This window comes from Arthrobacter sp., assembly GCF_030540645.1.
Lineage (GTDB): Bacteria > Actinomycetota > Actinomycetes > Actinomycetales > Micrococcaceae > Specibacter.
On record NZ_JAUNVV010000052.1, the window covers coordinates 1,899 to 24,674 of the forward strand.

Consider the following 22,776-nt stretch of genomic DNA (forward strand, 5'->3'; position numbering starts at 1 on the left):
CTGCGGCACATCCACCTGACCGACGGCACCTCCTCCACCAAGGATCAGCACCTGATCCCGGGCCACGGTACGCAGGAGTGCGTGGAAGTGCTCACACACATTGCCGCCAACGGGTTCGACGGCGCCGTGGTGGCAGAAGTTTCCACCCGTAAGGCCAAAGGGGCTGGGCAGCGCGAGGAGTGGTTGGCCGAAACACTGGAATTTGCCCGTGTGCACTTGGGCCAGACACTTTCCTAGACGCTTCTCTGGCGCCACAAGACCCGGCTGCGCGGAAGCCTGGAGAAAAAGGGCCGTTAACGTGAAATCGCCGAAGCGTCTGCGCCAGTGGATGGGGGGAAACACTGGCGAGTTCTTCGGCGATTTGACTGGCCTTCAGGACAAGGCCAGTCCGATCATCACTCGCACCCTTATGAGGTACTTAAAAGATTACGGCCCGTGGTTGAGAATAGCCGGGGCGCAAGCTGTGCGTTTGCCGTTAACCTGTTTTCGGGGGTTTTGAGTCCGTCCAAAGCGTTCCCAGTTTGCGTGCACTGACACTGCCAAGAATGATGGGGGCATGATGAAAAAGATTGTATTTCTTGGTTGTGGGTCCATGGGAGAGGCGATTCTGGGCGGCATGCTGGCCGCCGGAGTGTCTCCAACGTCGGTGACTGTGACGGTTCGCCGACCCGAGAGAGCCAACGAACTGGTGGAGCGTCACGGCGTCACGGCGCTGGCCTCCAACGAGGAATCCGGCGCCAATGCGGAAGCCGTTCAAGGTGCCAGCGTGGTGATTCTGGGTGTGAAGCCCGTGGGCATTATTGACCTGTGCCGCGAAATTTCTACCGCTCTTGATCCCAGCGCAGTGGTCATCAGCGTCGCCGCCGCCGTTTCCTTGGAGCAGCTTGAGGGCGCATTGCGCCCTGGCCAGCCCGTAGTGCGGTCAATGCCGAACACGCCGTTGAAGGTTGGCCGTGGCGTGGTCGCCTTGTCCGGCGGATCGAGTGTCGAGGAACATCACTTGGCGGATGCTCATGCGATTTTCGATGGCTCCGGCGTGGTTCTTGACGTTCCGGAAGAGCAGCAGAATGCCGTTTCCGCAATCAGCGGCTCAGGGCCTGCCTACGCGTTCTACTTGGCTGAAGCGATGGCTGCAGCAGGGGAAGCGCTTGGTCTGGCCCCTGAAATTGCTCAGGTGCTGGCCCGTGAAACCGTGGCTGGTGCCGGCATGATGCTGGCTGAGCCCGGCGCCAACGCCACCGAGCTGCGCCGCGCGGTTACGAGTCCCAAGGGCACCACGGAACAGGCCATTGCGACGTTTGACCGCCAGGGACTGCCGGCAATTGTAAAGGCCGGAGCCGAGTCCGCAGCCGCCCGCGCCGCCGAAATCACCGCAGAACTCTCCGGAGAGTAGGCGCCAAACGCCTGCGGGGGCTGTTGTGGTGATCGGAGGCCGCTATAGCAGCCTCCGATCACCACAACAGCCCCCGCAGGTCATTTCTGCCTCGGCGGACCCGACCCACACCGGGCATGGCCGTTAAACGAAGAATCCCCCGGAACCGTGTTGGTTCCGGGGGATTTGCACGTAGGGCCACTCGGACTTGAACCGAGGACCTTAGGATTATGAGTCCCGCGCTCTAACCAGCTGAGCTATGGCCCCATGCAAACGTGCCCTGCCCTGAAATGCTGCTCAAGGAAAAGCACTCCTACAATCCTAAGGGGTGAAGACCTAAACTGCGTGATCCTCGTAGCTACCGCCACGATAAATGTCTTCAAAGGTGTCAAGAGTTGCCTGCAGCCCGTGCCTAGCCACCATGGAGTGGCTCGCAGCACCCATCGCAGCACGATCCTCCGGTGACAGGCGCATGATCGTGGTGATCTTCTGCGCCAGGTCGTCGCTGTCGTTTGGCGTGAACAGGTAGCCGTTGACGCCCGGGTCCACAAGGTGGGGCAGGGCCATGGCGTTGGCCAGCACCACGGGGGTGGAGGCGCTCATGGCTTCCAACGTCACCAGGGACTGGAGCTCAGCCGTCCCGGGCATGACGAACAGATCCGTCTTCAGGTAAACCTCACGCAGTTCCGCGTCGCTGATCAGGCCGGTGAACGTCACCCGGTTGCCCAAGCCAAGCTTCTCGGCCTGTGCCTTGAGCGCTGACTTGACCTCGCCCCCGCCCACCACAATCAGGTGCAGGTTCAGGTCCACCGGTGTCTTGGCAATGGCGTCAATGAGGACGTCAATGTGCTTTTCCTCAGCCAGTCGGCCCACGAAGGCAACGATCGGGTAGTCGTGGCGTGGGATCGTTTCACCCTCTGCCAGTTCGTAGTTGCCAGCCTCGATGCCGTTGGACAGCGGCAGGACTTTCCGCAGGAAGGCGTGCTGGTGCATGGCCTCGGCCGCCAGAGGGGTAGGTGTTGTGACAACATCGGCCTGGCTCATGACCTTGCCCATGTCGCGCCAGGAGACGCGGCCGACAATGTTCTTGAACCACTGCGGGAACGGCAGGAACGGGTTCAGGTTCTCGGGCATGAAGTGGTTCGTTGCCACTACGCGGATGCCACGGCGGACGGCCTCATACACCACGTGCTCGCCAATCATGTAGTGGCTCTGTACGTGCACCACATCAGGCTGGATCTCATCGAAGAGGGTGGCAATATCCTTCTTGATCTCCCATGGCAGGCAGATTCTGAAGTACTCGTGCGTGGGCACGGGCCGTGACCGCAAGCGATGCACCGTTGCTTCGGGGCGTTGTTCAGTGAACATGGGGCCGCCGTCCGGCCGGCAGGCCATCACGTGAACATTGTGTCCCCTAGCCGTCATCCCCGTTGCCAGACGGAAGCAAAACTGGGCTGCCCCGTTGATGTGGGGAGGGTAGGTGTCTGCGGCAATCAAGATGGTGAGCGGCTTGTCGACGCGGTCACTCGGGGTGGATGTCACGGATAAAACTCCTGGTGGCTACTGGTTTGGTCCGCGGGACGGCCCGTTACTGTCGCTGCTGTTTCTTGGCGGCTTTGCGCCGCTTCACCACGTCCGGGTGGTGTCTTGACAGCGCAATAACCCCAACGATAGCAAGGATCGCGGCACCTCCCATGGCAATCGCCACGACCGGTGGAACGTTGTCGCGCAGCTCACTCAAAATGACGATGCCGATGCTGATGCCGACGATCGGATCAATGACCGTCAGCCCGGCAATCACCAGATCCGGAGGGCCGCTGGCATAGGCACTTTGCACAAACCAGCTGCCGAGCCCACCGGCCACGGCTATTGCAATGATCGAATACCACTGCACGTTCAATAAAAAAAGCCCATTGGGGTCAAATATCTGCTTCGAAATGATGCGTGTCAACACGGCCACGAAGCCAAACAACACACCCGAACCCAGAATGAAAAAGAACGCTTTGAGCCTTTGCTTGAAAATGACAAAAGCCCCACCAAAAATGATCACCACAGAGGCCAACAACAGCACAACTGTCAACTCCTGTGTGGAGGTGACGTGGGTGTTTTCGCGCACGACATTGACCGCCAGCAACACAAATAGCGCACTGCCCGCAACACAGGCGGTTATGGAAACCACGGTGGCCCTGTTGAGCCGAATTCCCTGGTCACGGGAATTCACGATCGTGGTGATCACCAGCGCAATGGCGCCAATGGGCTGCACCACCGTCAGTGTCCCCAGCGTCAATGCCACGACGTTGAGCACCATGCCAATACCCAGCAGTGTCAGCCCCAACACCCAGCGGGGGTTTCGCAGCAGCCGTAAGAAACCCGAGCCACCCAGAGCCAGCCCGCCCGTGTTGTTTTGCACGGCACTGCCTTGACGTTGTGCACCAAAGGCCAGGAAGAATGCTCCAGCCACCGCGCTCGCTACGGCAAGCCACATCATGGGCGGCCCTGCACAGTGCCAGCTGGCAGATGCAACTCTCGGTGTTTTTGCAGGAGTGCTACAAAGTACTGATAAAACGCGATGACGTGCATGATCATGGCCGAGCCCAGGAATACCCAACTGAGCACAAAGGTGAAATCCGAATCCAACGCCTTCGCCAGGAGCAGCATGGGTGTGCCGATCATCAACGCCGCAGTCCGCGTCTTGCCCAGCAAAGTGACCTTTAGATCCGCGTCTCCACGGAAGAAGTACAGCGTGGCGCTCAGTAGGACGACGTCGGGAATCAACAGCAGCAGGAGCAGCCACAGTGGCAGGAACCCGGCAATCACCATGGTGATTATGACGGCTACCAGCGCCACTCTGTCAGTCACTGGATCCATGATCCGACCCAGCTTGGAGGTCTGGTTCAGCTTCCGCGCAACGAATCCGTCGATCCAGTCTGTGCTGCCCATGAGGGCCAGCACAAACACCCCCCACCCATATTCCTGGCGAGCCAGCACCAGCCACACGAAGACGGGCGTGCCAAGAAACCTGACGACGGTGATGAGGTTGGGAACCGTCAGGATGGCATCAGAGCCCACCGCGGAAGCGCTGGAATTGCCGGAGATTTCATTCACCCCTTTAGATGTGTGGTTTGGGCTGCGCCGGTGACGGCGGCTTTGTGGTGGCATTCACTGACTAGGTTATGGCAGTAAAGGGCGGTGAATGGGCGCGAAGACTATTTCTTCATCAACTTGCGCAGGAAGACCACACAGGCGGTAGCTGCTACGGCGAAGACGGCCAAGGGCTTCCAGCGTTCCTTGACGGTGTCCACGCTCTGCTGCACGGCGCCGGCAGCGGCTTGGTTCACTGTTTCCTTGGCCTTGCTCTTGGCTGTGGCCACAAGATAAGTCGCCTGCTTCTTCACATCGGCTTCGACGAGGAGATCCTCGCGCAGCCTGAGCAGGTGTTCGCGGCGCGCCTTGGTGCGTGCAAGAAGCTCTGTGGTGTTGGCTGTGGGGCCGTTCTCGGCGTCCTTGGCAGCACGCTCTGCCGCAGCCTTGGCCTTGGCTTCCTCCGCCTCGGCCTTCTTCGCCTTCTTCTGTTCGCGCGTCATGGGTTCGGGGTCAAGACTTGCCGGGTCGAAGTCACGGCCGTGCTGTGCGACGCCCAAGTCGTAGCGAATTCCGCGCCACGCGAGTTCGGGCAGCAGCGGAAGCAAGGACTTGAACTTCTTCACCGCAATCAGTGCACAGATGCCCAGCACCACCAACAGTGCGGCGGTGACAATCAGCGCTGAGAGCCACAACGGAAGGACTGTACCCAGCCCCGCAATGGCGGCCACCACGAGGGCGATGACCAGGAGGAAGACGAAGACTAAAGCAAGGGCCGCAAAGACTGCCACGCCGGTGACCCGGGATTTCTTGTCTCCAAGTTCCAGCTTGGCCAACGCAATTTCGTCGTTTAGCTGGCGCGGGACAAGGCGGAAGGCAGTCTTTGCCGTCTCCACCAGCGCTGAGCCCCGCTCCTTCAAGCTTTCGTCTGCCTCGATATGCACGTCCTTTTGCACTATCGTCACTGAGTCCGCCTCCGTAGTTTATGGTCTGCGGCGTCCTTCATGGCACGCGTGCAGGCCCAAGATCGTTGCGGTTCCTTCTGGTCAAGGCACCGCCGTAGAGTCAAAATTACCATCCATCATGCTTGGCGTGGGCGCTGCCGTTCCCGGGCGTGGTTGCGAAATGACAACACCTCTCTTGAAGTTGCCCTTTTGTGCTCATGCTCACCTCTTTTCATTTCGTCGCATCGGCGGCCCAAAATGCACATACCATGAACCATTGGGCACTTCATTTTTACGGTACCCCAGCACTTCTGAACACCATGATTTTTGAGGATTCTCGTTTTGACCACCACCATTCACCCAGGTGATTCCCTATCCCGTCGGCAAAAGCTGATCTATGTTCTAGTGCTGGGCCTGTTGACCGCGCTGGGCCCCTTCACCATCGATTTGTACCTGCCGGCATTTCCCATCATTGGCAAGGAGCTGGGTGTCAGCGCCACCGCTGTCCAGCTGACTCTGACCGCCACCACCATCGGTTTCGCCGCCGGGCAGCTGATCGTGGGCCCCTTTAGCGACAAATTTGGCCGCCGCATGCCGCTGATCCTTGCAACTGCCGTGCACGTAGCCGCCTCCATTGGGGCCGCCATGTCCACGGACATCACCATGCTGGGCATGTTCCGCGTGCTGCAGGGCATAGGTGCCGCTGGCGGTGCCGTGGTGGCCATGGCCATGATCCGGGACCTCTTTGGCGGTTACCAGCTGGTGAAAATGCTCTCCCGCATGGCCCTGGTGAATGGCATGGCCCCGATTCTTGCCCCCGTGATCGGTTCACAGTTGCTGAGCATCATGCACTGGCCCGGAATCTTCTGGTTCCTAGCCATTTACGGGGCGATGGTGGTTGTGGCCACGTTCATGTTCATCGTTGAGACCCTGCCCGCTGAGAAGCGGAAGTCCGACGGCGTTCGCGCCGCCGACAGGTACAAGGCCGTGTTCAGCGACAGGATCTTCGTAGGCACCATCCTGGTGGGCGGACTGAACTTTGCCGCCCTGTTCACGTATCTCTCCGCTTCCACGTTCTTGTTCCAAAACACATTTGGCTTCACTCCGCAGCAATACGGCTATCTATTCGCCGTGAATTCCCTGGGCGTGGTGTCCGGTGTGCAAGCCGCCTCGCGCATCATGCGCCGCATAGGTCCGCAATGGGTCATCGCGTGGGCAACGGTCGCCCAGGTAACCGCAGCCGTGGCCATGGTGGTGTTCGACAAGTTGGGCTTTGGCCTGTGGGGAGTCATCATCCCCTTGTGGTTCTTCATCTGCGCCACGGGCTTCATGTTCCCCTCGGTACAGGTCCAGGCACTGACCCGCCATGGGAAGCAGGCCGGCACCGCGGCCTCTCTCATGGGAGCCACAAACTTTGGCTTTGCCGGATTGATTACCCCGGTTGTGGGCATTGTGGGCGTGGCCACGGCTGCTCCCATGGCATTGATCATGGGCACGTGCTCGCTGCTGGCCATGGCTATGCTGTGGTTCGTGGTCCGGCCCAGAACGGTGCCCAGCATCTAGCGCCACCGGACTGCCTTGCGAGGCAACCAGCTGAAGTGACGCCTCGCCATGGCGCGGCCCCACCAAAAACGGGTGTGCTGTGGAAAGCTGGAACCATGACGCTGCTGACACAGAACAAAGCCCGACGAAGGCTGGCCACCGCAGCCATGGCTGGTGTCGCCGGTTATGTCTTAGTGGACGTGGCGCTCCAATTCCTCCCACCGCATTACAGCGTCATCAGTGATGCTGAAAGCAACCTCGCCGTTGGTCCGTACGGGTGGATCATGAACGTGAATTTTCTTGGCCGGACCGTCACTACCTGCTGCGCTGTCGCCGCCATCAATCGGATCGGCTTGCCCTCCAACTTGCGGCGGACCGGTACGGTTCTGATGTCTGTAGGGGGACTTAGCTCGGCCGTCCTGGCCTTTTTTCCAACTGACGTTGGTCCGGGACCGGCGACGACGGTTGGCACAGTCCATCTCTTCGTGGCCGGTACAGGATTTATCGCTGCGCTGGCCGGCATTCTTGTGCTGACGCGCTGGATACGCCACAATACGGAACTGGCGAAGGCCTACCCGGCGGCGCTCACCCTCGCGGTAATTGCGTCCCTCGGGCTCGCCTCTCTGGGGTTGACTACCGTTCTGAAGCCGAGTCTGTTGGGTCTCGCCGAGCGGGTTTGTCTCGCCGGCGTTCTTGGCTGGGCGATGGCGGTGAGCACTGCCATCAGGGGATTGGACCGACGGCGGTAACCAGCTCCCCGCCCGGGCTGCCGGCCGTGTTCCCTCAGGCCTCGTTGAGACGTGCCAGGCCCGCTTGCTCGTCTATTCCCCTACAGTGTTGCCCGGGTAGCTTGGACCTGATTGCAGTTCCTGAATCGGGTGAGCAGAATTGGCGCTGGCACTGTCACCAATATTCTTTTGGACAGCACTAGCGAGCACGGTACAGAACCAGGCCAGCCCGTAATAAATAGCGGTCGCCGGTGGATGCCAGAAGTACTTCGGGAGCTGTACTGCGGTTGAGCAGTCCGCGGCGGATGCCGGCTGCGGACGCACGCACCCACCACTGCGACCCCGCGACGGAACGCAGCTGTACTAAACCAGAACTGCTGCACCGACCACAAGCAGGACGACGACAAGGACTCCTCTGACCCGTCGAATGGGAGAAGGGAATAGCGCCACGACGGCCAACGCAACCGCCACTGTGTCAACACAGCCAGCATGGAGACCGGGGGAGACTCACCCGTTATGGACGGTTTAGGTCGAGGTGCGGGGGATGGTTTCCTTCCACTGCTTCCGTGCCACCAATTCTTCGTCGCCGTCGCCAACGGTGGCCCAGGCACTGATGCTGTTTGTCAGCACGTAGTCCTCGGCCGTGGATCCGAGCACCGATTCGGTTTCCAGGCGTGCGCACCATCCGGCGTTGGAAAGCTCGATGAACCAGGCAGAACGCGCCTGTCCGCTGAGCGGGTCGCCCTCACGGATCGTATAGGTCTCGCGGCTGAACTCGGTGAAGACCAGACCATCGGGGTATTTACGCGAACCCCCGTAGCCCGGGTCGACATCCAGCGTCCATACGCCGGTCTCGATGTCGTGGTGCACGCTGCGTTGGGAGGTTGCAATGTACTTTTCGTCGACCTGTACGCCCTCGTTGCTGAGGTAATCCACCGGCAGCCGCGGGGGCTGCTGAGGCTCTCCAAGCCCGGTCCCCACCACCAGGCCGTCGTTGGTGCGGGCCTTCTCAATGGCCTCCCGCAGTCCGGCGCCGGGTTCCCCCTGGCCCCCAAAGAGCGGAAGCTCCAGGGAACTGGCGGCCAGGTCGATGGTCAGGGTCGCCTCGACCGCCGAGGGCCAGATCCACGGCCAGTAGTTGGACGACAGTGCAAGGCGAAGCGTGTGCCCGGCGGGCACAACGTAGCCCACGGCCACCAAGGCGAAGTCCACCTCAACGAATTCGCCCACGGGCAGCGGCACAGTTTTGTCCCGGCCTTCGCGCTTGTTCAGGTTCAGCACGCCGCGGGTCACCAGCGTCGATGCCCCATCGGGGGCGACGTCGCACAGCCTGGCAATGATGTTGGCCTCGGGTGCGTCGGATGACAAGCGCAACCGCACCTTGGCGTTGCCCAGGATCCCGGTGTCTTCGGCCAAGGCCCTGAAATCGATGCAGGTGGAGCGCCCGTCCTCGCTGCGCTGGTCGGGAGGCAGGTCGGTGGCGTTGCCGAAGGGGAAGAAGCGCCCGGCGTCGGCCCCGGTCTGCTGGGGGCTGCGCACCGTTGCCAGCCCTTCGGACGCCGGCGTCGAGCAGCTGCCCTGCGACAGCGCCTGCTGCTGTCCGGTGACTTGATGGGCAGGCCAGCCGTCGAGGCCGAGCCAAGCACCCCGGCGCTCGTCGTAGTATGTTGCAGGACGGTCGCCCTCGGGCAGGTAGGCAAGGAGCCCGGGGCCCTGATCGGCACCGTTGTCCCTGCCCTTGAGCCATTTGTCCCACCAGGCCAGGGTCTGCCCCAAAAAATCGATTCCCGGGCCCGGCGCATATCCGCGGTCCGGGTATTGATGCGACCAGGGGCCGATGATCCCCCGCACCGGGGCATCGAGGTTTTCCAGCAGGCGCAGCACCGTGTCACGGTAGGGATCGTGCCAGCCGCCCACTGCCAGCACCGCCGCCTTGATGGAGGAATAGTCCTCGCAGACGCTCCCCTGGCGCCAGTAGTCGTCGCGTTCCTGGTGCCGCAGCCACTGGCCGGTCATCGCCTGCGTTTTTTCCAGCCGTTCACGCCATCGGACGATCCAATCCTCCCCCACGATCTCGGGCCGTGGCGGGCGGGCGTTGAACGCGAACATCGTCCCGCCCCAGGAGGCCATGTCGATGCCCAGCATGGCTCCGCCCATGTAGTGCACGTCGTTGTCATACCGGTCGTCGGTGGAACATACGGTCACGATGGCCTTCAGCGCCTCAGGGGCGTGCCCGGCCATCTGCAGTGAATTGAATCCACCCCAGGAGATCCCGAACATCCCCAGGCTTCCGGTGCACCACGGCTGGGCGGCAATCCAGGCGATGACCTCCAGCCCGTCAGCCTGCTCCTGCTCGGAGTATTCGTCGACGAAAAGGCCGCCGGAGCTTCCCGTGCCGCGGATGTCCACACGCACCGAGGCGTAGCCGTGTCCGGCGTAGTACGGGTGGCGCTCGTTGTCACGTGGAGCAGTCCAATCATCGAGCCGGTACGGCAGGTATTCAAGCAGCCCCGGAACCGGCGTGGACTCCGAGTCCACCGGACGCCAGATCCTGGCGTGCAACCGGGTCCCGTCCGACAGCTCGATCCATGCGTCCTCGGTAAAGATTTCTTGCGGTGATTCGACATATTTCATCCAGTTCAGGCGTCCTTCCATTTTCGGATGAGGTGCCCGTTGCCGGGCTCTTCCCAACCGCCTTCGGGGTCGTCTTTCCAAGTCTGTTCCTCGGACGGGGCCGACGGCAAGTCAAGGTCGCCAGGTTCAATCACCGAGGCGAGCAGGGAGGCGGAGTAGGGATGGTTGGGCCCGGCAAGGACCGCCTCAACGGGCCCAACTTCCACCATCCGCCCGTTCTTCATGACCACCACCCGGTCTGCGACATCGGCAACCACCGCGAGATCGTGGCTGATGAACAGCGTGCTGAGCCCGTGGGTGCGCTGCAGCCCGGACAGCAGTTCCAGGATGTCGGCCTGCACCGAGACATCCAATGCCGTGGTGATCTCATCGGCAATGATCAAATCGGGGCCCGCAGCCAGGGCCCGGGCGATGCCCACGCGTTGCCGCTGCCCTCCGGAGAGCTGTGACGGAAGCCGCTTGCCGAAGCTGGCCGGCAGGCCCACCTCGGTCAAGAGCTCCTCCACGCGTGCCTTCTCCCGCGAACGCGGGACGGTGCCAAAAAGACGCAACGGGCGCTTGATCGCCGCGGCCACCGTGCGTCGCGGGTTCAGCGACGTATCGGCGTTCTGGAAGATCAGTTGAACCATCCTGCGCAGTTCCAGGCTGCGGTTGGACACCGGTTCTCCAAGGTCGCCGCCGGTACGTCCGGAACCGCCGCCCTCGACGCGCAAGCTTCCGGAGGTTGCGCCTCTGAGCCCGGCCAAGGTCCAGGCGAGGGTGGACTTGCCGCTTCCAGATTCCCCGACCACCGCCAGGGTTTCCCCCCGGTGGATCTGCAGGTTTACGGAATCGACTGCAGGGGGCCCGCTTGGGTTGTAGGAAATGGTCACGTCCTTGCAATCGACAAGGACTTCGTTCAGCGACGGGTCCCCCGACTCAGGGACGGGCCTGCCGGCCCCGGCGCCCCGCGTCTTGAGTTTGGGCACGTCGCGCAGGAGCTCACGGGTGTACTCGGCCTGCGGACTGCCAAACAACGCGGCGGTTGGCTGGTTTTCCAGGATCCTTCCGTTGCGCATGACCGCCACGTCATCGGCCATGCCGGACACCACGCCGAGGTCGTGGCTGACGATCAGCGTTGCCGTCTGCAGTTCGTGGCACAGGTCCTTGATCAGCCGCAGTACGGCGGCCTGGGTCACCACATCCAGGGCGGTGGTTGGCTCGTCAAGCACCAGAACGTCGGGCCTTGCGGCAATGGCCATGGCGATGCTGACGCGCTGCTGCTGGCCGCCGGAGAGCTCATGGGGATATCGCCTGGCCATGTCCTTGACGTTGGGCAGGCGCACCTGGTCGAGGGCCAGCAGCACCTGGGAGCGGCTGGCGGTCATGCCGTGGCTGGTCAGGGCCTCGTGCACCTGGGAGCCGATCCTCATGGACGGGGTCAGTGCCTGCCCGGCGTTCTGAGCCACCAGCGCAACGGTTCCCCCGCGCAGGGCGCGCAATTCGGCAGGGGCAAGCGCAAAGACTTCTTGGGCGCCCACCCGAACCGTGCCGCCGATGACTTTGGACCCGGCCCGCAGCTGCGCCAACAGGGTTCGTGCCACGGTGGATTTTCCGCTGCCGGACTCCCCCACCAGTCCGAAGGTATGGCCTGCGGCAATGCTGAAGGAGACGTCCCGAACCACCGGCACCAGGGCATTGCCGGCGGCATAGGAAATCGACAGGTTCTCCACGGACACGGCTGCGCCAGCGGGGGCCGGCGCCTGGACCGGACCGCTCACACTTGCATCGATGCTCATTGCACTCCTGTCATGGCACGGTCAACGCCGAGCTTCTTGCCCAGTCCGTCGGCTGTCAGGTGCAGCCCAATCACGAAGGTCGCCAGCGCCACGATGGGCCCCAGGGTGGCCAACGGCACCACTGTCAGGGCCGTGCGGTTCTCAGCGACCATCAGCCCCCAGTCCGGGGCCGGCGGGTTGGCCCCAAAGCCCAGGAAGGACAGCGAGGAAATCAGCAGAACCACCCAGCTGGCGCGCATGGCATATTCAACCAGGACGACGTCGAGCACGTTGGGAAGGATCTCGCGCACCACGATGGGACCGGCACGCTCGCCGCGGGCCTTGGCCGCGGTGACGTAGTCCAGGGAGCTGACCGAACGGGCTGCGCCACGCACCACGCGGGTTACTGCCGGGGTGTAGACAACCACCACGGCCAGCACGATCACCCACATCCCGCTGCCGAAGACGGCAACCACAACCAACAGTGCCAGAATCGTCGGAACCGAGAGGATTGCATCGACAACGCGCATCACGACGTCGTCGAACCAGTTGTTCAGGAATGCAACCAGGCAGCCGAGCAGCGCACCAGCAGCCACGGCGATGGTCGTTGCCAGGAAGGTGACAAGCAGTGCGTAGCGGCCGCCGTTCAGGGTTCGGGAGAGTACGTCGCGTCCGTACATGTCCGTCCCCAGCCAGTGTGCCGCGGTGGGGCCCTGCAGGGCGGCGTCGGAATTGCTGGCGATGGGGTCATAGGCCGAAACCCACGGGGCCAGGAATGCCAGGAGCAGGTTGATAGCGATCAGTGCGATGCCGATGATGAACACCGGTCCGGCGGCTCGGAGCGCGGATTTCATGGTTGGTTCCCTTCTCCGGTGGCTGCGGCTTGGGAACCGGCGGCCTTTGCCCTTGCCTTTGCCTTGTGACTGGAACCCGTGGCCAGGCGCTGACGCGGATCAAGGAGCATCGCTGTGAGGTCGGCAAGCAGGTTGCAGGCGACATAGACGCTGGCCGAGACCACTGCCACAGCTTCGATGATGGGCAGGTCGCGGTTGAAGACGGCCTCCAGCATCAGATTGCCCATGCCGGGGTAGTTGAAGATATTCTCCACCACGACCACGCCGCCGAGCATCCAGGCGATGTTGATGGCCACGACGTTCAATGTCGGCAGCAGCGCCGTGGGCAGTGCGTGGCGCAGGACCACCCGTGATTCCCGAAGTCCCTTGAGCTGGGCGGTGGTGATGAAGTCGGAGGTCATCACGTCGATGGTCGAGGTGCGCGTCATCCGGATCACGTACGCGGCCATCGCCAAGGACAGCACTATCACCGGCAGCCAGATGCTGGGGAGCAGTTCAGCCACGGTGGCGTTGGGCCCGTCGAGCACCACGGCCGGAAACAGTGGGATTCCGATCGCGAAGGCGAGCACAAGCAGCGCACCCATCATGAATTCGGGAATGCTCATGGCAACGAGCGAGAGCAGGGAGATGGAGTTATCCTGCCACTTGTTCCGGCGCAGCCCGGCAAACACGCCGAGCAGGATGGAGAGCGTGACGGAGATCAGCACGGTCGGTATGGCGATCAGCAGTGTGTTGCGAAAGTGCAGCAGCAAGGTCGGGCCCACCGGGTCGCCGGAAACCAGCGAGGTGCCGAAATCCCCTTGGACAGCGCCGAAAAGCCATTGGATGTACCGGATCGCCACCGGGGTGTCCAAGCCCAGTTCGGAGCGCATCTGGTCAATTGCCTCCTGGGTCGCGCCGCGCCCCAGGATCTGCTGGGCCACGTCGCCGGGAAGTGCCTGAATGGCCAGGAAGACCAGCAGCGAGGCAAGGATGATGGTCAGTACAGCGCTGCCCAACCGGCGGATTATTAGCCTCGTCATGATTTCAGTCCGATCTTCATATAGTCGAACTCGAAGCCGAACTCCGAATAGTTCACGACCTCCTTGGACAGCCCGACCAGCCGGTCCCCAAACATGGGGGTCATGTCCGCGCCGTCGTCGATGATTACGCGTTGGGCATCCTGGTAGATGCCGCGCCGCTTGGCGTCGTTCATTTCACCGCGCGCGGAGACCAGCAGCTGGTCGAATGTCTTGTTCGACCAGGCAGACTCGTTGTAGGAAGATCCGGAGCGGAAGACTTGGTTGAGCAGCTGGTCAACGGGCCGGCCGGTGAACCAGTAGCTGACCGAGAGCGGCTTCTTCATCCAGATCTCGGTGTAATAGGAGTCCGACGACGCGCTGGTGACGGTGAGCTTGATGCCTGCCGCCTTCACCGCGTCGGCATAGGCAACGGCCATCGGAGTGAACACCGAGTCGTAGGAGGAGGTGTAGATGGGCATAGTCAGCCCCTCGGCGCCGGCCTTCTTAAGCAGCGACCTTGCCTTGTCCGGATCGTATTCTCGGGTGAAGTCCAAGTGGTCCGCGTAACCCGGCGGCACCGGGTTGTCCCATCCGGTGCTGCCGTTGCCCTGCAGCGCGGTGGCGACGATGTCTTTCGGGTTGTAGGCGAGTTTCATGGCTTGGCGCACCAGCGGGTCCGAGAACTCCTTGGAGGTGGCAAGCATCGGGATCGTGTACCACTGGGCGTCTTTGGCCCGGGCGATCGTCGCGTTGGGCGAGGACGCCACGACGCGTGCGGTGGCGAAGTCCAGGTTGGTTTGGCTGATGAGATCGATCTGGCCGGCGAGCAGGGCGTTGACGCGGGCGCTGGTGTCCTGCACCGAGTAAAAATCAATGCCCACAAGTGCCGGCGGCCCGGCGAAGTGGTCTGCAAAGGCCTCCACCGCGCCGCGGCCGGCCGGTGTGAATTCACTGAGCTTGAAGGGCCCGGTGCCGATCCCGGATGTGCCGATCGTTGCGGCCGAATCCTCGGGGATGATGTAGCACTGGTAGGCGGTGAGCAAGGAAGGGAATTCGGCGTTCGGCGAGGTCAGCTTGAAGACCACTGTCTGCCGGTCGCGTGCGGTGACTCCGGAGGCCTCGAGTATTGGGGACAGCACCCCGGCCTGGGGAGAACCCACCTCGGGATCCAGGATGTGGCCGAGCGTGTAGACGACGTCGGCGGCGGTGAAGTCCCGCCCGTCGTGGAAGACCACCCCACTGCGAAGGTTGAACGTCCAGGTCTTGCCATCGGGTGTGGACGACCATTCCGCTGCCAGGTCCGGCACCGTGACACCCTTGTCGTCGAGCTTGACCAGCCTGTTGTAAATGGCTCCAAGATATTCATAGGCTGACAGGGAGCTGGCGGGATCAAGGGTTTCAGCGGCCGAAGCGGCGGGGCGGGCTATGCGCAGCCTGCGTCCCGGCGCCGGCACGCCCGTGGCTGCCGCCATTGGTATTTCAGCCACCTGCGAGGCGCTGCCGCATCCCGTCAAGCCTGCCAACAGTGTGCCTGCACCGAGCAAAAACCCGCTGGAAAGAATGGATCGACGGCCGATTGAGTGTATGTCTGACATGTCTGCTCCTCATCCGGGTGATCCTCGAACCCTAGTGCTCTGCTTCCTGAAGGGCGAGAATGTTAAGTGGCCCTCGGCGGCCTGGAAGGCGTGGCCTCGGCGTTGAGCGTATACTCCCGTTTCCCGGGGAGGCATCAGGCACGGCCTGACCAGGATCCCGGCATTGCCATGTTGGTTTTCGGTCAAGTGCGGCTCAGCCTGCCGACCGCACGCCGTCGAACCTGGCCGAAAGCGCATAACGCAAAAGTACGGCGTCTCCGATGGGGCGTGCCTCCACCAGCTGGGCGGGCCGGTCCGTATTCCAAGGGAACACGCCGTCGTGCACCAACCGGGGAGCACGGGCATCGCCGATGAAGATGGGCGCCACCACCAGCTGGAGCTCGTCCGCTAAGCCTTCTGTCAGGAACTGCGTGTGGATCTTCTCCCCACCCTCGACCATGAGCCGCCGCACCCCCCTGGCGTATAGGTCCTCGCTCAGCTGGGCCATCCCAACCTGCGCGCCGCCGTCGACCACCGTCGCCACGGCACCAAACCGTGCGCGGGCCTGCTCCACGCAGTGACTGGGGCAGTACAGCAGCTTGGCCGCCGCGCCCGTGGTGAAGAATTCCGCGGAGGGGTCCAGCCGTGCTCCGTTGGTCACCGTGACTTTCAAGGGCGACGGCGGCTGCCCCCGGTCGGTGCGTGCCTCACGTCTGGTTTCGCTGCGTACCAGCAGCCGCGGGTTGTCCCCGCGGACGGTGCCGGCGCCGATGAGGATCGCGTCGCTGGAGGCCCGCACGGCGTCGACCCGGTCAAAGTCGGCGGCGTTGGAGAGCAGCAGGCGCTCGGTAGTGGCGTCGTCAATGTAACCGTCGATCGACATGCAGCAACTCAGCAGCGTATACGGACGCTCAGCCATGGGTGCCTCCCTCGCTGCCGCGCTGCGCCGGTGCGGGTGCGGTTACAACAGCCGTCGCGCCTCGGCGACGGGCCCGGTCCACCACTAAAACAGCGGCTCCCGGAAGGCATGCGGCGAAGGACAGCACCCCATACACGACGGCGGCGCTCACGCCTTGCGCAGCGCCCAGTCCCGCCGCACTGAACGCCCAGGCCGCTGCGCCTTCGCGCGGGCCCCAACCGGCAATGTTGGCAGGGATCGACATGGCCAGGAGCACGAACACTGCCAGGGGCAGAAGCTCGAGCACGGTAGCCTCCACTCCCGAAGCGCGGGCCGCTATGAGGAAAACAGCCGTGTACCCGGCAACCGCGCCGGTGGATGCCAGAAACACTCCGGGAGCGGTGCGGCGGTTGAGCAGTCCGCGGCGGATGTCGGCTGCGGACACACGCAGCACACGCACCCACCACTGCGACCCTGCGACGGAACGCAGCTGCACTAGAACCAAGGCCGCGGCGCCCACCACAATCAGGATGACAGCAAGGACTCCGCCGACCCGGTGAATGGGAGAAGGCAGCAGCGCCAGCACGGCCACCGCAAGCGCCAGTTGCAGTACCTGCCCAGCGGCGCGTTCCCAGACGACGGCCCGGAGCCCACGCCCCACTCCCCCGGCCGTGCGCCCCTGCACAACGCCCCGGTGCACATCACCCAAAACACCGCCAGGTAATACGGAGTTCAGAAATTGCGAGCGGTAGTAGGAAGCAACAGCTGCGCGGAACGGAATCTCCTGGCCCAATCCGCCGGACACGAGTCGCCAGCGCCACGCGCTGCACAGGGTGGTCATGAAGATGATGGCGGCAGCCACCGCAAGGGTCCGGCCGTCCACTGCCCTGATGCCGTCAAGGAACGGGCCGGTGCCCAACGTCCAGAGCAGCGCGGCCAGCACCGCTACGCCGCCCAACGTCTGCAGCCACCTCCATGCGGTTCCCCACCTGCCCATGTCAGTCCCCTGCCTTCTCGAACTCGGCGGCATGCAACGGCAGCAAGATCCTGGACACTCGATCGGCGGTAGCGTCCCAGTTCTCCAGTTTTTCCCGCCGCTCCATGGCTGCGCTGCGCAGTAGTTCGCGTAGTTCCACATCCCCGAACCACCGGCGCAGAGCGGCTGCGAGCGCTCCCGGGTCATCGGGTGGAACGAGCAGGCCGGGAACCGCCCCGGTGGCTCCCCGACCCATGGCTTCCGGTATGCCGCCCACATCCGTGGCTATTACTGGAATCCCGCGGGCGAGCGCTTCGGTGACCACCATGCCGTATGTTTCGCTGCGGGAGGCGAGCACTAAAACGTCGGCCGCTGCATAGCGGGCGGACAGTTCCCCCGCCGCCAGTGCGCCGGGGAAATGCACCCTGTCCACAATCCCGCCTTCCTCCGCCCGGTCGCGCAGCTCACGGGTGAAAGTAGCATCGAGATCCAAGGCCCCCGCACAGGTGCACTGCCATTGACAATCGGCAACGTGCAGCAACGCGCTGATCAGGGTTTCGTGGCCCTTGGCTGCGCTGATCGATGCAACACACAGCAACTCGCCGCCGTCCGCTGTCCCCCGGGCCGGCGGGGCCGCATCCGTTCCGGGTTCGACGACGGCGATCCTCCCCGGAGCCACGCCATGCCTATCGACGATCAGGCGTTTCGTCCAGAAGCTCGTGGCGACCACGGCAGCCGCACACCGCAGGACTGAGCGTTCCAGCGCAAACCCAGTGCCGACGTCGTGCGTGTCGGTAAAGAGCATGTGGACGAGGATCACCACGTGCAGGCGGCCTGCGTGGAGTAGGACGCCGGGGCTGGTCAGGGCAATGAGTCCGTCGATGAGCACCAGTGCGCCGTCGGGCAGGCTGGTGAGCAGGGTAGCGTACGCGTTGGCATCGCGGTAGCCAGGGTGGGGCCAGCTGCCAGCCACGGGGTGCTCGACCACATGCCAGCCGAGGATGGTCAGGCCCGTGGACAGGCGGCGGTCGTACACGTTGCCGCCGCTGGGCCGGGCCGGGTTGTCAATGTCCGCGGGGACCAGAAAGTGCACGGTTGGTTTGCCAGCGGCAGGCTTTCCAGCTGTGTGTCTGCCAAAATTGGGAACAGGGCCTGCGGTCACAATGGACGCTCGTAACCCGCCCACGCAATGTGCGATTCGTGCAGCGTCACCATGATCCCGGCCAGTCCCAGCGCACCCGGGCCAAACGCACCGGCGTGGATCCGCTCGGCCAGCTTGTCGGCAATGTGCTTCGCAAGCACCTCGGTGGTGGTGTTGATGCCGGCAAAGTCGGGCTCGTCGTCGAGGTTGCGGTAGCCCAGTGCCTCAACGAGGGCGCGTAGTTCCGTTGCTGCCAGCCCGATGTCCACCACGGTGTTGTTCTCATCGAGTGTTTCCCGCTTGAACGTGGCGTCGATGACGTACGTGGCCCCGTGCAGGCGTTGTGCCGGACCAAACGCTACGCCGTGGAAGCTGTGGGCGATCATCATGTGGTCGCGGACGGTCACGCTGAACATGGACTCAATCTGCTTTCCTGGATTCGGGGTCGAGGCGGGATGCGGCGGGTGCGACATCCTCGTAGGTGATCGTGTGGCACAGTGCCGGAAGCCGACCGTCCGCCAGCTGCGCCATGACCTGCGGCAACTGCGCAAATGGTGAGGCGCCGGTGAGGAGTGCGTCGAAGGCGGGGTCGCGAAGCAGTTCCAGGGCCAGTTCAAGCCGCTGCCCGGTGGTGCGGTTGCGGCGGCGCGCCGGGGCCACGGCGCCCACCTGGCTAGAGCGGATGGCCAGCCTGGATGAGTGGAAACTTCCGCCCAGGGCCAGCGTGACCGGGGCGTCCCCGTACCAGCTCAGGTCAATTACCTCCCCCTCCGGCGCCAGCAGCTCGAGCGACAACTGCAGGCCCGCGGACGTCCCGCTGGTGTGAAACACCAGGTCGCAGGCGGCGATCCGAGCGGCCGCTCCCGGGCGTGCACCAGAGCATACAACATCTGCTTCGCGAGGCACGGCAAAGCAAACGCCCAGTGAAGCCGCAACCACCGCTTTGGCGGGGTCGACGTCGACCAAGGTCACTTCCACTCCAGGGATTTGGGCCAGCAGCCGGGCCGTGCAACAGCCCACCATGCCGGCGCCCACCACGGCGATGCGGTCCCCCACCAGCGGTGCCGCATCCCAGAGCCCATTGACCGCAGTCTCCACAGTTCCGGCGAGCACGGCGCGGCGGGCAGGCACGCCGTCGGGCACCACATGGACGGCGGCGGCCGGCACCACATAGGCGCTCTGGTGCGGGAACAGGCAGAACACGGTGCGGCCGAGCAGCGCGGCGGGTCCCTGCTCCACCACGCCGACGTTCAGGTAGCCGTACTTCAATGGTCCGGGAAAATCGCCTTCCTGGAACGGCGCACGCATCGCGTCGTGCTGGCTGGCCGGGACACCGCCGCGGTGCACGAGCGACTCGCTGGCGCGGCTGACCCCGGTGTGGAGCGTACGGACGAGCACGTCCTCCGGGCCCGGAGCAGGGAGCCTTTCTGCACGAATTTCACCGCTGCCGGGACCGCGCAGCCAGTAGGCGAATGCGTCAGCGTCCACAGAATTCACATCCCCGGCTCGGATTCCGGAGCCACCCCCGGATTTGCCCCTATCCTAATACTGTTGCGTCCATCACCTAGGAGGCTCCGTGCGATCGGCTCAACGCGGCCCCGCGGCCGGACTGCTTTCCCAGCTCGCGCTGTTGGCTGCGCTGGCGCTGTCCGTTGGACTCGACGCGCCAGGCTGGGGTGTTGGCGTCGCGTACGCCATCACGCTGTGCGTGCTGCTTTCGTCCGGCCTTCTCCGCCGTGGCCGCGGCTTTGGCCCGGGCGACTGGGTCACCCAACTGCGCGCAGTCCTGGTTGGCGGCGCCGCCGCCCTGGTCGCAGACTCCTTCACCGGTTCCGTGCCGCTTGCCCTGCTGGTGACGCTCGCCTCCCTCACGATTCTTTTGGACGCCGCCGACGGCTGGGTTGCCCGCGCCACCCGCACGACGTCGGACCTGGGCGCCCGCTTTGACATGGAAGTTGACGCTTTCCTCATCTTGGCGATGAGCGTGTATGTGGCTCCACGGATGGGCTGGTGGGTGCTTTTGCTGGGGTTGGCGAGGTACCTGTTCCTTGTTGCCAGTTGGTTCCTGCCCTGGTTGCGGGCCTCCTCCCCGCCGCGCTACTGGTCAAAGGTGGTGGCGGTGGTGCAGGGAGTGGTGCTGACCTTGGCTGCCGCCGACGTGCTCCCCCGCCCGCTTATCCTCATTGTTTTGCTCGTGGCGTTGGTGTTGCTGGCCGAATCGTTTGGGCGCCAAACGTGGTGGCTGTGGCGCCACCGGAAGGAGCACCCGGGCACTGTGCATGTGCCTGCCGCGGTGCCGACGGTAGTGGCCGCCGCTGCTGTCTGGGGTGTACTGGCTCTGCCGAGCAGCATTTCCGAGGTCACGGTCGCCGCCTTCCTCAGCATCCCGCTGGGGGCGCTGTTGTTGGTGGTGGCCGCACTGCTGCTTCCGCGGCGATGGCACCGTGCGGCGGCAATCCTTATGGGCGTTCTCCTGGGCGCCTTGCTGGCTCTGAAAGTCCTGAACATGGGCTTTCTGGCGGTCTTTGCGCGGCCGTTTGACCCTGTGAACGACTGGTATTACCTGGGGCCGGGCGCTGGGCTGTTGGGTAACTCGATCGGCGCTGCCGGGGCACTCGCCGTCGTGCTTTTGCTGGTGATTTTTGTTGCCGGCTCCCTGGTGCTGCTGCCGCTGGCCGTCCTTCGGCTGATCCGGGTTACGGCCGCCAACCGTCATGTCTCGGCCCGCACCCTTGCCGCCTTCGGTCTTGCCTGGGTGTTGTTCGCCGTTGCTGGCGTGCAATGGGCTCCCGGGCAGCCCTTGGCTTCGTCCGGTTCAGCTGTGTTTTTGTCGGCGCAGTTTGGCCAGTTGCAAAACGACCTCGTCGATAGGGGGACCTTCGCCTCCGAGATTGCACCCGATCCTTTTCAGGATGTGCCCGGAGGCAAGCTGCTGGCCGGTTTGCAGGGCAGGGACGTGATGCTGGTGTTCGTTGAGAGCTACGGCCGTTCAGCGCTTGAGGGGTCTTCCTATTCCCCTGGGGTTGAGAAGGTGCTTGCTGCGGGGACCCATCAGCTGGAAGCGGCCGGATTTTCGTCGCGGAGTGGATTTTTGACCTCGTCAACGTTTGGCGGTGCGAGCTGGCTTGCCCATGCCACGCTGCAGTCTGGCCTGTGGGTGGACAGCCAGCAGCGCTACAACCAACTGTTGACGAGCAACCGGCTGACGTTGAGCCGCGCTTTCTCGCAGGCCGGCTGGAGGACTGTTTCGGTAGTTCCCTCCGACACCGTGGATTGGCCCCAGGGGCGTGCGTTTTACGGTTTTGATGCGCTCTACGACTCCAGGAATGTAGGGTACCGGGGGCCAAAGTTCAGCTACGCCACCATGCCGGACCAATATGTTCTGTCCTCCTTTCAGCGGCTGGAACTGGCCGCTCATCCACGCCCGCCCATCATGGCCGAGATTGACCTGGTGTCCAGCCACACGCCGTGGACCCCGCTGCCGCACCTGGTGCCGTGGGATGAAGTGGGCGACGGGACAGTCTTTTCCAGCATGCCAGCGCAGGGTGATTCCCCTGAGTCCATCGCCGGGGATCCTGCAAGGATTAAAGAACTTTATGGGCAGTCCATTCAGTATTCGCTCAACACCTTGTTCTCCTTCATCACGGCCCATGCGGATCCGAACCTGGTGCTGATCGTGTTGGGCGACCACCAGCCGCACGCGGAAGTCTCCGGTGACGGGGCCGGCCATGATGTGCCCATTTCAATCATCGCCGCCGACCCGTCGGTGCTTGACCAGATTTCCTCCTGGGGCTGGCAGGAGGGCATGCTGCCGAACGAGGGCGCACCGGTGTGGCCCATGAGTGCTTTTCGGGACCGGTTCCTTGCGGCCTACAGTGCGGGTGTCACGCCGGAGCCGAGCCCGCCCGCGGAGCCGGGTGCCGACGTCGTTCATTCCACAGACCTGCCAAGCCCAGGATGATCGCGGCAATTTCCACAGCGGCTGCGGTGAAAATGATCCAGCCAGTCCAGTGCTCGTGGACGCCGAAGAGGCCGACGGTGACGGAGACGAGGAAGGCCCCGAGCGTGGAGGAGCCAAAGAGCACGGTCAGTGCAAGCGGTATCCAGTGGCGCCATAAGAGCAGCAATACGGTGATTACCACGCCGCCGGCAAAGTTCACCAGCATGGCCGGGCCAACGATGGCCGTGTGCTGGAACACCACAATCCACTGCTCGAGGTGGATCAGGGCCGAGGCAAACACCGCAACCGCCGCCAGAATACGAATCCACATGAC

At 63.6% G+C, this 22,776-nt stretch carries 19 protein-coding genes, 1 tRNA gene and 1 pseudogene; 5 read left to right on the forward strand and 16 right to left on the reverse strand.

Features of this window, described 5'->3' with window-relative positions; translation table 11 throughout:
• Both Q4P21_RS10620 and proC read left to right on the forward strand, forming a co-directional pair.
• A pseudogene (locus Q4P21_RS10620) lies at positions 1-237 on the forward strand (sugar phosphate isomerase/epimerase); the annotation flags it as partial.
• A gap of 319 nt (positions 238-556) precedes the next feature.
• Complete coding sequence (gene proC / locus Q4P21_RS10625) at positions 557-1,393, forward strand: pyrroline-5-carboxylate reductase (protein ID WP_303388743.1); 837 nt, start codon at positions 557-559, stop codon at positions 1,391-1,393.
• Between the two features lie 172 nt (positions 1,394-1,565).
• Here proC and Q4P21_RS10630 read toward each other — a convergent pair.
• From Q4P21_RS10630 to Q4P21_RS10650, 5 genes are all read right to left on the reverse strand, one after another.
• A tRNA-Ile gene (locus Q4P21_RS10630) sits at positions 1,566-1,639 on the reverse strand.
• A 69-nt stretch (positions 1,640-1,708) separates the two neighbouring features.
• Positions 1,709-2,914 carry a glycosyltransferase gene (locus Q4P21_RS10635; RefSeq protein WP_303388744.1) on the reverse strand — a complete coding sequence of 402 codons (1,206 nt, stop codon included), beginning with the start codon at positions 2,912-2,914 and terminating at the stop codon, positions 1,709-1,711.
• 46 nt (positions 2,915-2,960) lie between these two features.
• Positions 2,961-3,860, reverse strand: coding sequence for a DMT family transporter (locus tag Q4P21_RS10640; RefSeq protein ID WP_303388745.1), 900 nt, complete (start codon positions 3,858-3,860; stop codon positions 2,961-2,963).
• On the reverse strand, positions 3,857-4,477 hold the full coding sequence (locus Q4P21_RS10645) for a CDP-alcohol phosphatidyltransferase family protein (RefSeq protein WP_303388746.1): 621 nt from the start codon (positions 4,475-4,477) through the stop codon (positions 3,857-3,859). Before Q4P21_RS10645 ends, Q4P21_RS10640 begins: the two co-directional genes overlap by 4 nt.
• A 101-nt stretch (positions 4,478-4,578) precedes the next feature.
• On the reverse strand, positions 4,579-5,418 hold the full coding sequence (locus tag Q4P21_RS10650; RefSeq protein ID WP_303388747.1) for a phage holin family protein: 840 nt from the start codon (positions 5,416-5,418) through the stop codon (positions 4,579-4,581).
• A 321-nt stretch (positions 5,419-5,739) separates the two neighbouring features.
• On the opposite strand from Q4P21_RS10650, the gene Q4P21_RS10655 reads away from it, so the two are divergent.
• Positions 5,740-6,960, forward strand: coding sequence for a multidrug effflux MFS transporter (locus Q4P21_RS10655; protein ID WP_303388748.1), 1,221 nt, complete (start codon positions 5,740-5,742; stop codon positions 6,958-6,960).
• 95 nt (positions 6,961-7,055) lie between these two features.
• Positions 7,056-7,688, forward strand: coding sequence for a DUF998 domain-containing protein (locus Q4P21_RS10660; RefSeq protein ID WP_303388749.1), 633 nt, complete (start codon positions 7,056-7,058; stop codon positions 7,686-7,688).
• A gap of 504 nt (positions 7,689-8,192) precedes the next feature.
• Here Q4P21_RS10660 and Q4P21_RS10665 read toward each other — a convergent pair.
• The 10 genes from Q4P21_RS10665 to Q4P21_RS10710 all read right to left on the reverse strand — a co-directional run bounded on the left by Q4P21_RS10665 (position 8,193) and on the right by Q4P21_RS10710 (position 19,990).
• Positions 8,193-10,301: a CocE/NonD family hydrolase gene (locus Q4P21_RS10665; RefSeq protein WP_303388750.1), complete on the reverse strand. Its 2,109-nt coding sequence runs from the start codon at positions 10,299-10,301 to the stop codon at positions 8,193-8,195.
• A 5-nt stretch (positions 10,302-10,306) separates the two neighbouring features.
• Complete coding sequence (locus Q4P21_RS10670) at positions 10,307-12,079, reverse strand: ABC transporter ATP-binding protein (protein ID WP_303388751.1); 1,773 nt, start codon at positions 12,077-12,079, stop codon at positions 10,307-10,309.
• A complete protein-coding gene (locus tag Q4P21_RS10675) occupies positions 12,076-12,912 on the reverse strand; it encodes an ABC transporter permease (protein WP_303388752.1) in 837 nt (278 codons plus the stop codon). Before Q4P21_RS10675 ends, Q4P21_RS10670 begins: the two co-directional genes overlap by 4 nt.
• Positions 12,909-13,934 carry an ABC transporter permease gene (locus Q4P21_RS10680; protein ID WP_303388753.1) on the reverse strand — a complete coding sequence of 342 codons (1,026 nt, stop codon included), beginning with the start codon at positions 13,932-13,934 and terminating at the stop codon, positions 12,909-12,911. Before Q4P21_RS10680 ends, Q4P21_RS10675 begins: the two co-directional genes overlap by 4 nt.
• The gene (locus Q4P21_RS10685; protein WP_303388754.1) at positions 13,931-15,508 is read right to left on the reverse strand and encodes an ABC transporter substrate-binding protein; all 1,578 of its coding nucleotides are present in this window, start codon (positions 15,506-15,508) and stop codon (positions 13,931-13,933) included. The genes Q4P21_RS10680 and Q4P21_RS10685 overlap by 4 nt, the downstream gene beginning before the upstream one ends.
• A 193-nt stretch (positions 15,509-15,701) precedes the next feature.
• The gene (locus Q4P21_RS10690; RefSeq protein ID WP_303388755.1) at positions 15,702-16,406 is read right to left on the reverse strand and encodes a dihydrofolate reductase family protein; all 705 of its coding nucleotides are present in this window, start codon (positions 16,404-16,406) and stop codon (positions 15,702-15,704) included.
• Positions 16,399-17,382 carry a lysylphosphatidylglycerol synthase transmembrane domain-containing protein gene (locus Q4P21_RS10695; RefSeq protein WP_303388756.1) on the reverse strand — a complete coding sequence of 328 codons (984 nt, stop codon included), beginning with the start codon at positions 17,380-17,382 and terminating at the stop codon, positions 16,399-16,401. The genes Q4P21_RS10690 and Q4P21_RS10695 overlap by 8 nt, the downstream gene beginning before the upstream one ends.
• A gap of 1 nt (position 17,383) precedes the next feature.
• A complete protein-coding gene (locus Q4P21_RS10700; protein WP_303388757.1) occupies positions 17,384-18,454 on the reverse strand; it encodes a glycosyltransferase family 4 protein in 1,071 nt (356 codons plus the stop codon).
• A gap of 65 nt (positions 18,455-18,519) precedes the next feature.
• Complete coding sequence (locus Q4P21_RS10705; RefSeq protein WP_303388758.1) at positions 18,520-18,918, reverse strand: 6-carboxytetrahydropterin synthase; 399 nt, start codon at positions 18,916-18,918, stop codon at positions 18,520-18,522.
• Positions 18,919-18,922: 4 nt separating this feature from the next.
• Positions 18,923-19,990 (reverse strand): zinc-binding alcohol dehydrogenase, encoded by a 1,068-nt coding sequence (locus Q4P21_RS10710; RefSeq protein WP_303388759.1) that lies wholly within the window; start codon positions 19,988-19,990, stop codon positions 18,923-18,925.
• 88 nt (positions 19,991-20,078) lie between these two features.
• On the opposite strand from Q4P21_RS10710, the gene Q4P21_RS10715 reads away from it, so the two are divergent.
• Positions 20,079-22,463, forward strand: a complete 2,385-nt coding sequence (locus tag Q4P21_RS10715; protein WP_303388760.1) for a CDP-alcohol phosphatidyltransferase family protein — start codon at positions 20,079-20,081, stop codon at positions 22,461-22,463.
• Here the strand turns inward: Q4P21_RS10715 and Q4P21_RS10720 are convergent.
• A partial coding sequence (locus tag Q4P21_RS10720; RefSeq protein ID WP_369598891.1) for a hypothetical protein occupies positions 22,387-22,776 on the reverse strand: 390 nt, incomplete at its 5' end. The genes Q4P21_RS10715 and Q4P21_RS10720 overlap by 77 nt on opposite strands.

Coding starts and splice junctions, on each gene's coding strand:
- Q4P21_RS10680 (WP_303388753.1), bottom strand. CDS start 13,934: ATGACGAGGCTAATAATCCGCCGGTTGGGCAGCGCTGTACTGACCATC.
- proC (WP_303388743.1), top strand. CDS start 557: ATGATGAAAAAGATTGTATTTCTTGGTTGTGGGTCCATGGGAGAGGCG.
- Q4P21_RS10695 (WP_303388756.1), bottom strand. CDS start 17,382: ATGGGCAGGTGGGGAACCGCATGGAGGTGGCTGCAGACGTTGGGCGGC.
- Q4P21_RS10705 (WP_303388758.1), bottom strand. CDS start 18,918: ATGTTCAGCGTGACCGTCCGCGACCACATGATGATCGCCCACAGCTTC.
- Q4P21_RS10665 (WP_303388750.1), bottom strand. CDS start 10,301: ATGAAATATGTCGAATCACCGCAAGAAATCTTTACCGAGGACGCATGG.
- Q4P21_RS10660 (WP_303388749.1), top strand. CDS start 7,056: ATGACGCTGCTGACACAGAACAAAGCCCGACGAAGGCTGGCCACCGCA.
- Q4P21_RS10685 (WP_303388754.1), bottom strand. CDS start 15,508: ATGTCAGACATACACTCAATCGGCCGTCGATCCATTCTTTCCAGCGGG.
- Q4P21_RS10690 (WP_303388755.1), bottom strand. CDS start 16,406: ATGGCTGAGCGTCCGTATACGCTGCTGAGTTGCTGCATGTCGATCGAC.
- Q4P21_RS10675 (WP_303388752.1), bottom strand. CDS start 12,912: ATGAAATCCGCGCTCCGAGCCGCCGGACCGGTGTTCATCATCGGCATC.
- Q4P21_RS10640 (WP_303388745.1), bottom strand. CDS start 3,860: ATGATGTGGCTTGCCGTAGCGAGCGCGGTGGCTGGAGCATTCTTCCTG.
- Q4P21_RS10670 (WP_303388751.1), bottom strand. CDS start 12,079: ATGAGCATCGATGCAAGTGTGAGCGGTCCGGTCCAGGCGCCGGCCCCC.